Origin of the sequence: Mesorhizobium sp. (genome assembly GCF_024509055.1) — a bacterium.
Lineage (GTDB): Bacteria > Pseudomonadota > Alphaproteobacteria > Rhizobiales > Rhizobiaceae > Mesorhizobium.
The window spans coordinates 1-15,139 of sequence record NZ_JANINM010000232.1; the positions used below are offsets into that span (position 1 = coordinate 1).

11 protein-coding genes are annotated in these 15,139 nt (G+C 62.8%); 7 read left to right on the forward strand and 4 right to left on the reverse strand.

The features are described 5' to 3' along the window. The 3 genes from Q0L57_RS11205 to Q0L57_RS11215 form a co-directional block, all read left to right on the forward strand. On the forward strand, positions 1-1,888 hold a 1,888-nt coding region (locus Q0L57_RS11205; RefSeq protein WP_296742580.1), incomplete at its 5' end, for a xanthine dehydrogenase family protein molybdopterin-binding subunit. A gap of 7 nt (positions 1,889-1,895) precedes the next feature. After that, the gene (locus Q0L57_RS11210) at positions 1,896-2,141 is read left to right on the forward strand and encodes a MoaD/ThiS family protein (protein WP_296742581.1); all 246 of its coding nucleotides are present in this window, start codon (positions 1,896-1,898) and stop codon (positions 2,139-2,141) included. Between the two features lie 217 nt (positions 2,142-2,358). Then, complete coding sequence (locus Q0L57_RS11215) at positions 2,359-3,204, forward strand: glycosyltransferase family 2 protein (protein ID WP_296742584.1); 846 nt, start codon at positions 2,359-2,361, stop codon at positions 3,202-3,204. On the opposite strand, the gene Q0L57_RS11220 is transcribed toward Q0L57_RS11215, so the two are convergent. Next, positions 3,172-3,954, reverse strand: a complete 783-nt coding sequence (locus Q0L57_RS11220; RefSeq protein WP_296742587.1) for a hypothetical protein — start codon at positions 3,952-3,954, stop codon at positions 3,172-3,174. The two genes, Q0L57_RS11215 and Q0L57_RS11220, sit on opposite strands and share 33 nt — an antisense overlap. An 86-nt stretch (positions 3,955-4,040) precedes the next feature. On the opposite strand from Q0L57_RS11220, the gene Q0L57_RS11225 reads away from it, so the two are divergent. Then, on the forward strand, positions 4,041-4,463 hold the full coding sequence (locus tag Q0L57_RS11225) for a hypothetical protein (protein ID WP_296742590.1): 423 nt from the start codon (positions 4,041-4,043) through the stop codon (positions 4,461-4,463). Positions 4,464-4,884: 421 nt separating this feature from the next. After that, positions 4,885-7,281 carry an SIR2 family protein gene (locus Q0L57_RS11230; protein ID WP_296742653.1) on the forward strand — a complete coding sequence of 799 codons (2,397 nt, stop codon included), beginning with the start codon at positions 4,885-4,887 and terminating at the stop codon, positions 7,279-7,281. Positions 7,282-7,418: 137 nt separating this feature from the next. On the opposite strand, the gene Q0L57_RS11235 is transcribed toward Q0L57_RS11230, so the two are convergent. Then, a complete protein-coding gene (locus Q0L57_RS11235; protein ID WP_296742592.1) occupies positions 7,419-8,375 on the reverse strand; it encodes an ornithine cyclodeaminase family protein in 957 nt (318 codons plus the stop codon). Between the two features lie 574 nt (positions 8,376-8,949). Continuing rightward, positions 8,950-10,941, reverse strand: a complete 1,992-nt coding sequence (locus Q0L57_RS11240) for an ABC transporter ATP-binding protein/permease (RefSeq protein WP_296742595.1) — start codon at positions 10,939-10,941, stop codon at positions 8,950-8,952. 196 nt (positions 10,942-11,137) lie between these two features. Here Q0L57_RS11240 and Q0L57_RS11245 point away from each other — a divergent pair, with 196 nt between their 5' ends. Further along, entirely contained in the window at positions 11,138-12,652 is a 1,515-nt protein-coding gene (locus tag Q0L57_RS11245; RefSeq protein ID WP_296742596.1) for an HWE histidine kinase domain-containing protein, read from the forward strand. Positions 12,653-12,672: 20 nt separating this feature from the next. On the opposite strand, the gene Q0L57_RS11250 is transcribed toward Q0L57_RS11245, so the two are convergent. Continuing rightward, entirely contained in the window at positions 12,673-14,646 is a 1,974-nt protein-coding gene (locus tag Q0L57_RS11250; protein ID WP_296742598.1) for an EAL domain-containing protein, read from the reverse strand. Positions 14,647-14,960: 314 nt separating this feature from the next. Here Q0L57_RS11250 and Q0L57_RS11255 point away from each other — a divergent pair, with 314 nt between their 5' ends. Further along, on the forward strand, positions 14,961-15,128 hold the full coding sequence (locus tag Q0L57_RS11255) for a hypothetical protein (RefSeq protein ID WP_296742601.1): 168 nt from the start codon (positions 14,961-14,963) through the stop codon (positions 15,126-15,128). Positions 15,129-15,139 lie beyond the last annotated feature (11 nt).

Here is a 15,139-nt window from a genome sequence, read left to right on the forward strand (position 1 = left end):
GAAGCTGATCGAGGTCGACTACGAGGTGCTGCCGCATGTGACCGATGTCGACGAGGCGATGCAGCACCACGCCCCGCTGGTCAACGAGGCCATCTTCACGGAGGGCCTTGAGGAAAAGCCGGTCAAGCCGTCCAATGTCTGCAAGCGCACGCAGTTCGGCCATGGCGACGTCCACCAGGGTTTCGGCCACGCCGATTTCATCATCGAGCGCTCCTTCAAGACCGAGCAGACGCACCAGGGCTATATCGAGCCGCATGCCTGCGTGGCGAGCGTCAACCCCGACGGCACGGCCGACCTGTGGGTCTGCACGCAAGGGCCATTCGTCTACCGCCAGCACTGCGCCCAGCTGCTCGGGCTGGAGGCTTCCAAGCTGCGCGTCACCTCCTCCGAGATCGGCGGCGGTTTCGGCGGCAAGACCCATGTGTGGGCGGAACCCATTGCGCTGGCGCTGTCGCGGAAAGCCGGACGGCCGGTGAAGCTCGTCATGACCCGCGACGAGGTGTTCCGTGCGTCGGGCCCGACCAGCGCCACCTCGATCGACGTCAAGATCGGCGCCCGCAAGGACGGCACGATCACCGCCGCCGAAGCGACGCTGCGCTACACCTGCGGCCCCTATGCCGGCTCCTGGGCCGAGGTGGGCGCGATGACGGCGTTCGCCTGCTACAAGCTCGATAACGTCAAGACGGTGGGCTACGAAGTGCTGGTCAACCGGCCGAAGACGGCGGCCTATCGCGCGCCCTCGGCGCCGATGGCAGCCTTCGCGGTGGAAAGCGCCATCGACGAGCTGGCGCGCGAGATCGGCATCGACCCGGTCGACTTCCGCATCAAGAACGCCGCACAGGAAGGCACGCGCGCTTCCTACGGCCCGGTCTACGGCCCGATCGGCATCGGCCCGACGCTGGAGGCGGTGAAGAACCACCCGCACATGAAGGCGCCGCTCGGCACCAACCAGGGGCGCGGCATGGCCTGCGGCTTCTGGTTCAACTTCGGCGGCCAGACCTGCGTCGACTTGAACATCGGCATGGACGGCTCGATCTCGCTGGCCGTCGGCACGGTGGATGTCGGTGGCTCGCGCGCGTCGCTGTCGCTGGTGGCGGCGGAGGAGCTGGGCATCGACTATTCCCAGGTGAAGGCGATCGTCGCCGACACGTCTTCCCTCGGCTACAACGACATGACCGACGGCAGCCGCGGTACCTTCTCCTCCTCCATGGCGACCATCTCGGCCGCCCGCAACGCAATCAAGACCCTGCGCGAGCGCGCCGCCCAGATGTGGGACATTTCGGCGGACGACGTGATCTGGGAGCACGGCCACGCGGTGGCCAAGGGCGAGAAGCACGGCAATCTCGGCAAGCTTTCGCTGAAGGAGATCGCCGCGCAGTCCGGCAAGACCGGCGGCCCGATCGCCGGCCACAGCGAGCTCGTCGCCGACGGCGCGGGCGTCTCCTTCGCCACCCATATCTGCGACATTGAGGTCGACCCCGAGACCGGCTCGACCCGCGTGCTGCGCTACACGGTGGTGCAGGACGCCGGCAAGGCGGTGCACCCGACCTATGTCGAGGGCCAGTACCAGGGCGGCGCCGCGCAAGGCATCGGCTGGGCGCTCAACGAAGAGTATATCTACGGCAAGGACGGCCGGCTGCAGAACGCCGGCTTCCTCGACTACCGCATCCCGGTGTGCTCGGACCTGCCGATGATCGACACGCAGATCCTGGAAATCCCCAACCCCAACCACCCCTATGGCGTGCGCGGCGTGGGCGAAACCTCGATCGTGCCGCCGCTGGCGGCGATCGCCAACGCGGTGTCGAACGCGGTGGGCGTGCGCATGACCCACATCCCGATGTCGCCGCCCCGCATCCTGGCGGCGCTGGACGCGGAGCGGGAAGGCTGAAACTCCAATGGTGGCCGTCACGCTCTGGGGCTCGCTCAGCGCCGTCGCCGGCGGCAAGGCCAATCACGAGGTCGAGGCCAAGGACATAAGGGAGCTGTTCCGGAAACTTTCGGAACAGTATCCCGGCATCGAGCCGTGGATCGATCGCGGGATCGCCGTGGCGATCGATGGCACGATCTATCGCGATACATGGAGCAAGGAGCTGCCGCCGGGGGCGGAGATTTTCCTGCTGCCGCGGCTTGCCGGCGGGTGAATTGACACCCGGCCCCGGATCAAACTTGCCCAACACTTTTATTGTGAATTGACGGCAAACGCCGCCCGCAATAGTGACCGGATGGTGATTATTCCGCGGGGGTGGAATCGATGCATGTGATATCGGGTCGCCACGTTTTGTGGCGCGACCGACACACAGTTCGCGGACTTGTCCTGGGGGATAGTGCTCATCGGCATGACCCGTCGAGGGTTTTGCCGTGACACAGTCCAATCCCACCTTCATCTCGGTGATCGTGACGACCTACAATTGGCCGGAAGCGCTGCGCATGACGTTGCAGTCGCTCGCCGGCCAGACCGACCGTCATTTTGAAGTCATCGTGGCCGATGACGGGTCGGGCCCGCCCACCGCCGAACTGGTCTCGGCCTTTGCCGGCTCGGCGCCGATACCGGTCGCCTATGTCTGGCAGGAAGACGCCGGCTTTCGTCGTGCCGCGATCATCAACAAGGCCATCGCCGAGTCGCGCGGCGACTATCTGATTTTCGTCGACGGCGACTGCATCCTGCAGCCCGATTTCGTCTCGCAACATCGCGCCCTGGCCGCGCCGAGGCACCTCGTCACCGGAAGCCGCATCCTGCTTGGCCGCAGGCTGAGCCGGAGATTGCTGGCCGGGGGCACGTGGAGCTTCAAGGACTTCCGCCGCGGCGTGCTGTGGTATCGCCTGACCGGCGACGTCTCCAAGATCACGGCGCTCTTCGTGCGGCTGCCCACGAGCAGGCTGCGGAACTATAACTCGTTCGTCTGGCGGCGCATCAAGGGGTGCAACCTCGCCTGCTGGAAAGCCGACGCCGTTTCGGTCGCAGGCTTCGACGAGAGCTTCGTCGGCTGGGGCGGCGAAGACATCGACTTCGTCTTCCGCCTGCAGGACAGCGGCGTGATCCGGCGCTCCGGTACCTGGGCCACCGAAGTCCTGCATATCTGGCACCCGCCGGCGGACCCGAGCCGCGCCGAATGCAACGGCAAGATCGTGCGCACGCGGATCGAAGCCGCGCGCCTGCGCCGCCGTGGCCGCTCAGATGCCAAACTGGGCGTAGAGCTTCGCTAAAGGCGAGCCGGACGGCGGAGTGGTATCCCTCAGCTCGCGCAGCGCCTCGTTCCAGAGATGCAGCGTCAGCGTTTCTTCATAGAGCATCGATTCCAGCGAGACGGCCGGGTCGTAGACAGCGGCGGCCTGCTTGAAGTGCAGCGGGTAGAACACGTTGCGGGGCTGCGCCCTTTCGAACAGCCCATGCTTGTGGGCAAGTGCGGTGACGGCGGCCGGGCCGAGCGTTCCCCAGGGAAGGTCCGCCGGCCGCACCGGAAGGCCAAAAAAGCGCTTCACCCTGGCCTTGCGCGCCCTCCGCATGCGCGTCCAGGGCGGCAAGCGGTTGGTGCGGAACAGGCCTGCCAGTTCCGTGGCCATCGGCAATCCGGCGTCGAGATAGAGGATGGCGTTGTTGATGAGCGTCTCGTCCTCGAGACCGAACAGGCAATCGCCCTCGAAATTCACCGGCTTCAGGCAGACCATGTCGATATCGGACCACAGGCCGGCGCCAGCCAGTTGCAGCCGATAGCGGAAATAATTCGCGCCGAGCGCGTAGGATCCCGACTTGGTGTAACGCAGGCGCTTCATGTCGGCAAAAGGGACCGTCGCTTCGGCATCGATCAACTCGACGCCAGCCGGCACGTTGGCGATGGGCCGGTAAGCGTGGAGGCGCACCGGGTGTCCGCAGTTCAGCCACGACGCGACCGACAACAGCTCGATGCGGCCCAGCCTGTCGCCGATCCAGAGCATGTTCACGATGGGAGCCGTCACAAAGCCTGCCTTGGTTTAGCGTGGGATGGCGCGGGAGCCCCTCGCCCGCTGGATGGCTCTGTATTCGATCTTGGAGGAAACTCAACATGGAGTTGGTTGGCGGCGAGCTGAACCGCCTGCTGTCGCAACTGCCGGGAACCGACCCGGTGGCGATCGACACGGTGATGAGACCGGGCAACGACGCGGCCAGGATCGAGCGCCAGTTCGAAGACGCCGACATCGTGCTGACCCCCCGCCTGCACGGCTCGCTCTACGCCCGGGCGAAGGGCAAGCTGGTGATCGCCATCGACCAGATAAACGGAACCGGCAAGGTAAAGCCGCTTCTGGACCGCATAGGCTGGCCGTTCGGCTATTCGATCGAGGAGGTCAACGAGGCCCTGCTTGCCGACGCGATGGGAAGGATCAGGGCCAAGTGGCCGGTCGAGGCCGTGGCGGAGGCGCAGAAGGCGATACTGGAGCTTTCGGCGAAGGCGCGCGCGGATGCGGTGGGACTGATTGGAAAGGGTTAGGGATTGCAGCGTTGCGGCTGGCAAGAGCGAGTTACCCACGCGCTGAGACGTGGCCCCATCGTTATTAACGTTGAATTGCCCACGCGGTTGGCGCTTAGACCGTGAGAGCATAGCCAGAATATCCGATCGTACTGCGTGTTTGCGTGAACATGGGTGCGCCGATGATGGATACACAAAGGCGGGCTAACAACGCGCGCATGCCTCTCCCAAAACAATGCGCAGCCTCAATAGAACGATCGTAGATGCATTCAACAACCATTGCTCACACCAAAAAAGGTTGTGCATGAATTGAATGGGATACCCAATTTATGTGTCATCGAGGATCTTATATGCGGTACCGTTCAGGACCTTTGGTTAGGCGGGCAGTGCTGTGGCAACAGAACTATCAGTGTTTATAAGAGACGTGCAACCGTCCCGGACTGTGCTTCTATTCGGCTCAGGATCGTCAATTCCTTCCGGAGCGCCAAGCGTACCGGCTCTGCAGCACCACTTCGAGTCTGTTTTTCACGTAAGCGCGGAAACATACAATTTAGCAGAGCAATCTGGGATTATTGAGCAGAGGACCAAGGATCGACGGAGTCTAATAGAGTCTTTACAAAAGCAATTCCATAAATTACGACCGACAGGAGCTTTGCTTAATCTTCCACTGTATAATTGGAAGAGCATCTACACAACGAATTACGACGAGCTCATCGAATCAGCTTATAGGCGCCGAGAGCGACCTCTTCGGGTATATTCAACCAACTTTGACTTTAGCAAACCTGATGATCAGGCCGATGCAACGGAACTTATGAAGTTGCATGGAACTATTAGCAAAGACGTCAGTCTCGGCGATCGCTCTCGCATTATCCTAACCGACTCTGACTACGATCTAGCTGAGGAATTTAGGGAACAACTATTTGATCGCCTGAAAACCGACATCGGCAATAGCCACCTTGTAATTATAGGCCATTCCCTTTCCGATCCTGACATCAGAAATACGGTCCAGCGTGCTTTAAATTTGAAGTCAAAATCTGGTTTCCCCGTCAAGATTTCCCTGTTTTTATATACACGCGATGATGGGCGAGCGGAATTATTTGAGGCTCGTGGGATTGAAGTCGTATTCGGCGGATTGGACGACTTCTTTGCGGGCTTGGTTGGTCGTATCGAGCCTTCTCGGGAGAAGATCACCTCACCAGATCCATTGGATCACGTCACCGCTCTACGCCCTTCAACGCAGGACGTGGGACACGCCCTAGAGTCTCAACCGCCAAATGTCGCGGCTATGTACAATGGTCGACCCGCCACCTATGGGGATATTAAACACGCCTTGACCTTCAGGCGCGTAGCGGCTGACCGAATCGTGACGCAGTTTCGCACTACCGAAAAGTTCGTTTCGGTGATCTTAGGCCCGAGCGGTGTCGGCAAGACAACCGCAGCGCGGCAAACCATCAAGACCTTAGTCGACAACGGGTTGATCGCATGGGAACACCTCCCTGATCAGCCCTTCCTGCCTCGAAGATGGAATGAGGTTGCTGATTTTCTCGCGAAGAACAGCCAGACTGGCGTTCTGTTTGTTGACGATGCACACGAGGAACTTACTGGAATCAACACCCTACTTGAGCTACTGAACAGCTCCGAGAATACTTCCCTTAAAATAGTCCTTGCGTCTACGAACCACAATTGGGGTCCTCGGATAAAAACTCCCGTTCTATTTAAGTCATCCGAGATATATTTGTTAAATAGAATTAGCGGCACCGAGGTCGACAAACTTTTAAATCTTGTCGATATGGTTCCGGAACTAAAACGATTAGTAGAGAAAAATTTTCTCGGGTACACTAGGCATGAAAAAAGGGTAAGACTAATACAACGCTGCGAGGCAGACATGTTTGTTTGCCTTAAAAACATTTTTTCTTCAGAAAAGTTTGACGATATTATTTTACGCGAATTTGCCGACCTGGACCCGACGCTTCAAGGCATTTATCGGGTGGTAGCCGCCATGGAGTCTGCTGGCGTTCATGTTCATAGGCAACTTGTGATTAGGTTACTGGGACTCTCGGCCGGCCACATTGGTTCAATCTTGTCTGGTTTAGAGGATATAATCTATGAGGAGACCGTGGACGAAAATCGCGGTATATACGCATGGCGAGGGCGCCATAAGGTTATAATGGATATTATTGCTGAACATAAATATTATGACACAGAAAAGAGATACGACTTACTCAGCCTTATAGTAAGCTCGATTCAACCCAGTTATAAAATAGAAATAAGGACAATACGCAGTCTTTGCAATGTTGGTGCCGGCATAGCTCTTATTCCCGACAAAGAGCAACAAAATGTACTTTTAAGGAAGATGATATCAGCAGCCCCCGGCGAAAGGGTACCTCGCCATCGACTTATCCGTAACTTGATCGACTTAGGGCACTTCGACGCTGCTGATACTGAAATTAAGGTCTTTGGCTCAGAATTCTCGTTAGACGCCCCCACTGCCCGTTATCGGATTAGTTTGGCAATTGCCAGAGCTGTACGCTCTAAGCGGTTGATGCCGGAAGATCGGATCGCTCTGATTGGAAAGGCCGAGGAGATCGCAGCCGACGCAGTTGCTCGATATCGAGACGTAAAAGGCATAATCGTAGCATACTGTGAGGTCGGAATTGAGACAGCAAAGCTAACCGGCAGCCGAGTTGTCTTCGACAGAGCCATTAACTTATTGCGAACGGCGGAAGAGAGGATTGGAGATCCTGATATCGGTAGAGCTATAGCGAGATTGGAGCGACGTATCTCGACCATTGCACTGGAGGATACTGAGTTTGAATTTGAAGATCTAATCGATGAATAGATCTTGTACGGAGACGAGAACAGGCCGCTGACATGCGGCGCCCTACGCCCTCAGCGTCGGCTCTTTACTTCCAGCGGCTCTTCAGCAGTGGATGCACGAGCCCTCTTGGTTCAGCACAAGCCGCATCCTTGCACCCTCTACCCAACCGCCCCAGCCCCCTTCGCCCGCTCATACACCAATCCCGCGACCGCCAAATCCCCCACCGCGATCCCCCGGAACACGAACGCCGTGGCCTCCCCCGCGCCCTCCCGCCCGGCAACATCCCCGCAAACCAACCCCGTCAAATCACCGGCGACCATCGCAGGGTCGACCATCGGCTTCTGCATCTTCCTTTCCTGCTCCAGGTCGTCGACGATGATCCGGTCGAAGCGGCGCATCGTCTCTGGCTGCCAGGGCAGCGCCAGGTCGGTGATGGCGGTGAAGCTTCCGGGTTTCAGCCAGGTCGCGTCGAGGAAGGGCGTGGGCGCTGGCACCAGGGTCACCGTCGTCACCACGATGTCGGCGCCTTCCAGCGCGGCCCTTGGCGTGTCGCTAGGGATTGCCTGCAGACCTCGGTCCCGCGCCATCCGGCACAGCGCGTCGCGGTTGGCGGCGCCGCGGCCGAAGGCGCGGATCTCGCTCAAGGGGAAGAGGTCGGCGAAGGCTTCCAAATGGCCGCGCGCCTGCACGCCGCAGCCGATGAAGGCGACGGATGAGGCGTCCGGCCTCGCCATGCGCCTGGCGGCTACGGCGCTCAAGGCGGCCGTGCGCTTCTCCGTCACCCAGTTGCCGTCGACCAGGGCGAGCGGCAGGCCGGTCTCGGCGTCGAGCAGCGTGATCAGCGAATTCAGCGTCGGGAGGCCGCGCTGGGCGTTGCGCGGATTGACGACCAGCGACTTGGTGGCCAGCACCGGCGGCTCGGAGGCGACGCCGAGCGTGGCCATGATGTAGCGGTCGTCGCCGGGCATCACCGCCGCCTTCGGCGCGCACCACACCTCGCCCCGCCGCTGACCGACGATCATGCGTTCGATCGCGTCGACCATGTCGCTCGTCGGGATCGCCAGGCGTTCGAGAAAGGCCGACGACAGATAGGGCAAGGTTTCGACGGTGTTCATATGGTCATTTCCTGAATGGGGTCTCGAATTGGCGGACGATCCGTTCGAAAGTCTGGCGTATTTTTGGACCGGGCAGAAGAGTGCTGGCCGACAGGGCGGAGTAAATCTCCGTGGGCGTCCCCCGCTCCGTCTCGGCTTCGCCGAGCCACCTCTCCCCCCACTGCCGTCTACGGCATGCACACTTCTTCTGTGACTGGCGCGGCTGATCAGGCCGAGCTTTGATTGCCAGGTGGCTCCCCCAATCCGTCGCTGCTTCGCAGCGCCACCTTTCCCCCCTCCGGAGGGAAAGGAAGGGAGCGTTGCTGGGCGAGCGTTGACGGCAAAAAACCATGACGGCTTTCCTCTACCCCGTCGATCGGGGAGAGGCGGCTCGGCGAAGCCGAGACGGAGTGGGGGTCGACCCGCGCTACACTAGACAATGCATGCGCCAAGCTGCCATGCTTGCTATCGCCAAAGACCAGCCGGTTGGAAATGTGTGTGTACGTTAGCCACTTTCGTGGGGGCGAGGAAATGGCAATCGCGGAGGTCGCGGTTTTGAGAGCCCTCTCCCCAACCACGTGAGGGCGAGGAAACCTCACGCCGCTTTCTTGCCTTTCGTCCCACTGCCCCACAGCGCCCGTTTGATCAGGTTGCGCTTGCGCGGGATGAGCTCGATGTCGCTGACCAGCTTGGCGCCGCCCTTGCGGCGCTCCAGCGTGATCTTGCGGCTGTGGTAGGCTTCGAGCTCGACGCGGTGCGCCACGCTGATGATGGTGACGTCGGGCAGCTCCTTGATGATGGTCTCCATCATCCGGTCCTGGCTCTTCTCGTCCAGCGCGGCGGTGGCTTCGTCCAGCACGATGATGTCCGGCTTGTGGAGCAGAAGGCGTGCGAAGGCCAGGCGCTGCTTCTCGCCGCCCGACAGCGTCTGGTCCCAGGGCGCCTCTTCCTCGATACGGTCCTTGAGATGGCCGAGCCCCACCTTGTCGAGCGCGGCCTGCACCTCCTGCGGCTCCCAGCTGTCGGCGGCGCCCGGATAGGTGGTGGCGCGGCGCAGCGTGCCGGACGGCACGTAGGGGCGCTGCGGCAGCATGAACATGCGCTTGTCCTTGTTGAAATCGACGTTGCCGCCGCCCCAGGGCCAGAGGCCCGCGATCGCGCGCACCAGCGTCGACTTGCCCGAACCGGATTCGCCGGCCACCAACACCCGCTCGCCGGGCTCGATGGCGACCTCGGTTTCCTTGACCACGGCGGTGCCGTCGTCGAGCGAAACCGAGAGGTTGTTCAGGCTCAGCATCGCGTCGCCCTTGGTCTCGCCGCGATTGATGCGGCCGAAGGCGTCGCTCTGCTCGGCGCGCTCCAGCCCGTCCAGCGACATCATCAGCGAGGCGATGCGGCGGGCCGAGGCGTTCCAGTCGGCAAGGCGCGGATAGTTGTCGACCAGCCAGCCGAACGCGCCCTGCACCAGGGCAAACGCCGACGCCGCCTGCATCACCTGTCCCAGCGACATCGAGCCTTCGAGGAATTTCGGCGCGCAAAGCAGCACCGGCACCACCGGGGCGAACAGGCTGGAGCCCTGCGACACCAGCGTGGTTCGCATATGCTGGCCGGCCAGCATCGCCCATTGCTTCAGCACATGGGCGAAATTGCTGTCGATGCTGTTGCGCTCCTCCTCCTCGCCGCCCAGCAGCGCGATGCTCTCGCCATTCTCGCGCACACGCGTCAGCGTGTAGCGGAACTCGGCCTCGGCCTGGTTCTTCTTCTCGGAAAGCTCGACGAAATGGCGGCCGATGACCACCATCGAGGTCGAGGTCACGCCCGCATAGATCACCGCCGTGATGACGAGGAAGCCCGGTATGGTGACGCTGGAGCCGCCGAGCGGCACGGTCAGCGCGCCGCCGATCGTCCACAGCACGACGATGAAGGTGGAGGCCGACAGGAAGGCGTTGGTGACGCCGGCGACGAAGTCGACCGGGGATTCCGTGGCGATGCGCAGGTCCTCGGCGATGCGGGCTTCCGGGTTCTGGTGGTCGCCGCTGACGAGGTTCAGCTGGTAATAGCGGCCATTGGCCAGCCAGCGGCCGATGACCGAAGTGGTGAGCCAGGAGCGCCAGCGGCGCTGGATGGTCATGCGCAGATAGACCTGCGCGACCACCAGGCTCATGCTGCCGATGACGATGGGCACGAAGATGGCGGACAGGAAATAGACGGTATGGGCGTTGCGCTGCTCGATGGCGTCGAAGATCGAGCGGTTCCACACATTGATGCCGTACTGGAAGCCGACATTGGCGCAGATCAGCGCCAGAAGGCCGATCGTCCACGGCCAAGCGAGCTTGTCGCCGCGCCGGCTCCAATAACCGCGCGCGCTGATCCAGAAACGCCTGAGCAGGTATTTCTTGCGCGCCTTCTCGGTTTCCTCGGGCGTCGGCTGCGGGCCAGGCTCGATCTCCTCGGGCGGCGGCGGCGCGGCCTCGCCGACCACTTCCGAAGCGGCCTCGACAACGGGCGGGGACTGCGCGTCCTGCTGGCGGGCGTCGATGGGTTCGGCGCTATCGGCCGGTTCGGGTTTGGCTGCGGCTTGGGACATCGCCCGACAACGGCCCCGCAATCAAAAGGTTTCACGCAGTGGTCGCCGGGCGGACGGGGTGCGCGCCCCGCCTCCAGGTCGCGTCGCGCGGGTGGTCGGGCGGTCCTCCGTTGCCCGCCCTGCCCCAATCGCTGTCGCCGGCAGAAATTTCGCTCACGGTACGGATACTTAAGCGCTGTCGTGCGTTAATCCGCCTATGGCGGACGGGCTCCTTTCAAACACCTGGCCTCGCGGCAGCAGCGAGGTCGCCGGATTGATCCGGGATTACCACTGGGACGAATGCCCATTGGGGCCGACCGGGTCATGGACGCCGAGCCTCAGGACGACGGTCGAGCTGATGCTCGCCGCGCGGGCCGAGATCGTGCTGTTCTGCGGGCCGGAATTCGTCGCCCTCTACAACGACGCCTATGCGCCGACGATCGGCGACAAGCACCCGCGCGCGCTAGGGCGTCCGGCCAGGGAAAGCTGGGCGGAGCTGTGGACCGACCTTGAACCGCTGCTGTCGGGCGTGCTCGAAACCGGCGAGACCTTCTCGGCCAAGGACCGGCCCTTCTACATCGAGCGATCGGGCGCGGTGGGCGAAACAGTCTATTTCGATATCTCCTATTCCCCGGTCCGGGCACAGGACGGAACGGTCGAGGCGGTGCTGTGCATCGTTTCGGAAACGACCGCGCGCGTGCTCGCCGCGGCAAGGGTGCGCGAAAGCGAGCAGCGCTTCCGGGCGCTGGTCAACGCCAGCTCCGACGTCATCTACCGCATGAGCCCGGACTGGCAGGAAATGCACGAATTGGATGGGCGCGGCTTCCTGTCGACCGTCGAGGGGCCGGCCATCCAGTGGCGGGACGAATATCTCTTCCCGGAAGACCGGGCGAGCATCCAGGCGGCCATCGACCGCGCGATCGAGGAGCGCAGCGCCTTCGAGCTCGAGCACAGGGTTCGGCGCGCCGACGGAACCGCAGGCTGGACGCTGTCGCGGGCGATCCCCATCCTCGACGAGGATGGCGCCATCCAGCAATGGTTCGGCATGGCCGCCGACATCACGGCGAGACGCGCGAGCGAGCAGCACATCATGGTGCTGATGCGCGAGGTGAACCACCGCGTCAAAAACCAGTACGCGGTGATCCTGTCGATGATCCGCGAGACGAGCAAGCGGGCGACCGACCCGCGCGCGTTCGAATACCGGATCCGCGAACGCATCATGGCGCTGTCGCGCTCGCACGATCTCCTGGTGCTGAACGACTGGCGCGGTGCGGGAATGTCCGACCTCGTGCGCGAGCACCTGAGGCCCTTCGGGCATGAAGACCGGATCACGCTATCCGGGCCGGAAGTGACGCTGCGGTCGAACGCGGTGCAGAATATCGGCATGGCGCTGCACGAGCTCGGCACCAACGCCACGAAATATGGCGCCCTGTCGGGCGGGGCCGGAACGGTCGAAGTGACGTGGCGGTTGACGGAAGGCGCCAACGGCAGGAGCGACTTCGAGCTGACCTGGGAGGAACGCTGGCCGCAGCGAGCGGCCCCCGCCGGGGCCGAGCCCGGCGGCGGCTTCGGCAGCGTCGTGCTGCAGCGCGTCGTGCCCACCGGCCTGTCGGGCAGCGCGTCCATGGAGCGGCTTCCCGGCCTGGTGCGATGGACGCTGTCGGCGCCGGTCGCCACCGTGATTGCCGACAGCAGGGATGACGAAGAGGTCGAGGAGCTGGCGCGGGCCTGAGCTAGCCGGGCGATGCCGGTTCAGGCCGCGCTGCCGCTGCGGGGCTTGCGCAGCGGCAGTTCCGCGACCCCGGTTCGCCTGGCGTCGAATGCGAGCGCGTCGTGGATGGGAAGGGCGGCCGAGAACAGATAGCCTTGGGCAACCATGCAGCCGAGCGAGCGCAGGATCATGCGGTCGGCGTCGGTCTCGACGCCCTCGGCCATCACCTCTATGCCCAGCGTGCGCCCGAGATCGATGACCGCCTTGACGAGCGCCTGGTCCTCGACCGACTTGGCAAGGTCGCGCACGAAGTCCTTGTCGATCTTGATCTTGCGGATGCGGCTGTCCTTCAGCGAGACCAGGGTGGAGAAGCCGGTGCCGAAATCGTCGAGCACGATCGAGATGCCGGCATCGGCCAGGCGGCCGACCTTCTCGTCGACCCGGTCGCGGTCGACCGGCGCTTCCTCGGTGATCTCGATCTCCAGCATGGCGGCCGGCACGCCCCTCGCCCCCACGATATCGAGGATCATGTCGTCGACATTGCCGGCCTCCAGCTCACGCGGCGAGAGATTCATCGCCACCCGCACATCGCGGCGGCCGCTCCGCACCAGCGCCTCGATCATGGAGCAGCAATTGAGGAATACCGTTTCCGTCAAAAGCGACAGCATGCCGGTCTCGCGCGCGGCCGTGACGATCTCGGGCGGCGAGATCGCGCCATGGATGCCGTGCTGCCAGCGCAGCAGCGCCTCGAAGCCCACAACCGTGCCGGTGTCGAGGCGCACCAGCGGCTGGAACCAGGAGCAGAGCGCGCCGGCCTCGATGGCGCCGCGCAGGTCGCGCTCGATGCAGTGCTTGCGCTCCAGCGCGCTGTCGAGGTCGGCGTCGAACAGGCAATATTCGTTGCGGCCGCTGCGCTTGGCTGCGTAGAGCGCGAAATCGGCCCTGAGCAGCATCTCCGTCAAGCTCGGCTTTTCCGACTGGTAGATGCCGATCGAGGCGCCGACGCGCACCGAGTTCAGCTCCGGATCCGGATAGGCGATGGCCGCGATGATCGTCGATGCGAGATGCCCGGCCGGATGCGCGGAGGCGCCGGCGGGAAACAGCAGCACGAACTCGTCGCCGCCGATGCGCGCGATCGTCGCCCCCTGCGGCGCATGCTCCTCGATCCTTCGCGCAACCTTGACCAGAAGGTCGTCGCCGATGTTGTGGCCGTAGGTGTCGTTGACGGATTTGAAGCCGTCGAGGTCGATCAGCATGGCCACGAAGGGCCCATCGGCCGGCCCGAGCTGGCCGATCGCGTGTTCCAGCCCATGCCGGTTGAGCAGGTTGGTCAGCGGATCGCGCCTGGAGTTGCGCTGCATCTCGGCGGCGAACTCGCGCGCCTCGTATTTGAGGCGGCTCGTCTCGCGGAAGCGCGATTCTCCCAGCAGCGCGCTCCTGATCATGCCGGCGAGGAAAAGCACGATGGTGAAGCCCAGGACGTAGTTCTCGATGTCGCCTTTGGCCAGCACGCACCCGGCGACGACCAGCAGCGGCAGCACCATGAAGTTGATCGAGGCTGGCGCGTAGGAGGCGCTGTAGGTGACGGAACCGGCCGACAGGCCCGCCACGACAACCAGATAGAGCGGCGCCTGGGGCGTGGTGTAGCCATGGGTCAGCACCGCCAGGAAAGTCCATGCGATGCCCGATGCGAGCGCCAGCACGCCATAGAGGAAAAGCCGGGCACCGACCGTCTGCGGCCAACTGCCGGCCGTGTTCGACCGGGAAAGGGCAAGCGCGATGCGAGCGCCGTTCAGCATGCTGACCGCCGCGAACCACAGCACCGCCGAGAGACCGCCGCCCTCCAGGAGCTGCACGGCCAGGATCAGGGCCGACAGCACCGTGCCGACCGGCATGGAGATGAAAATCCCCTTCCTCAGATCGGCCAGCTGGTCGCGCAGGATGCCGGCGGCCACGGCTTCGCTCTGCCCCGTGGGAATGGAGCCTGCAAGAAACCGTTCGAAATGCCGTGCCATCTGTTTCGCCGCAATTCCGGACGGAAAACCGCCACGCACTTTTCCTGGAATTGCTCTAGTGGTTACGGCAGCCGGATGAAAATGGTGTTAAGCATTTCAGCGCTTTACAGTGAATCTCTCGATCGAACGCCGACGCCGCTCCGTCGTCGACGATCACAAGATGGTGAGCGTGACGCCAACGCCGAGCCCCGAAAGCCGCGTCATCCGGCCGGGGAGGTTCGTTTCGCGAAAAGATCGGATTCACCAGATCATTGCCCTGCCTTGCGGGCGCGTTATCTGCTCGGCAAGTGCCCAAGAAAGAGGAGCTCGCGGCAATGAGCAGTCGTGTGCTGGTCGCGCTCTACGTGCTGGTGATGGTGGTGGTCATCGTCGGCGTCGACTTCCTGTTCCTCAGAGACCGGTTCTGGGAACGGCTCTCGGTGAATGTCGGCATCGTTCTCCTGTTCGGAGCCGTCTACATGCTCTTCCTTCGGCGTGTCTGAGCCAGGCAGTC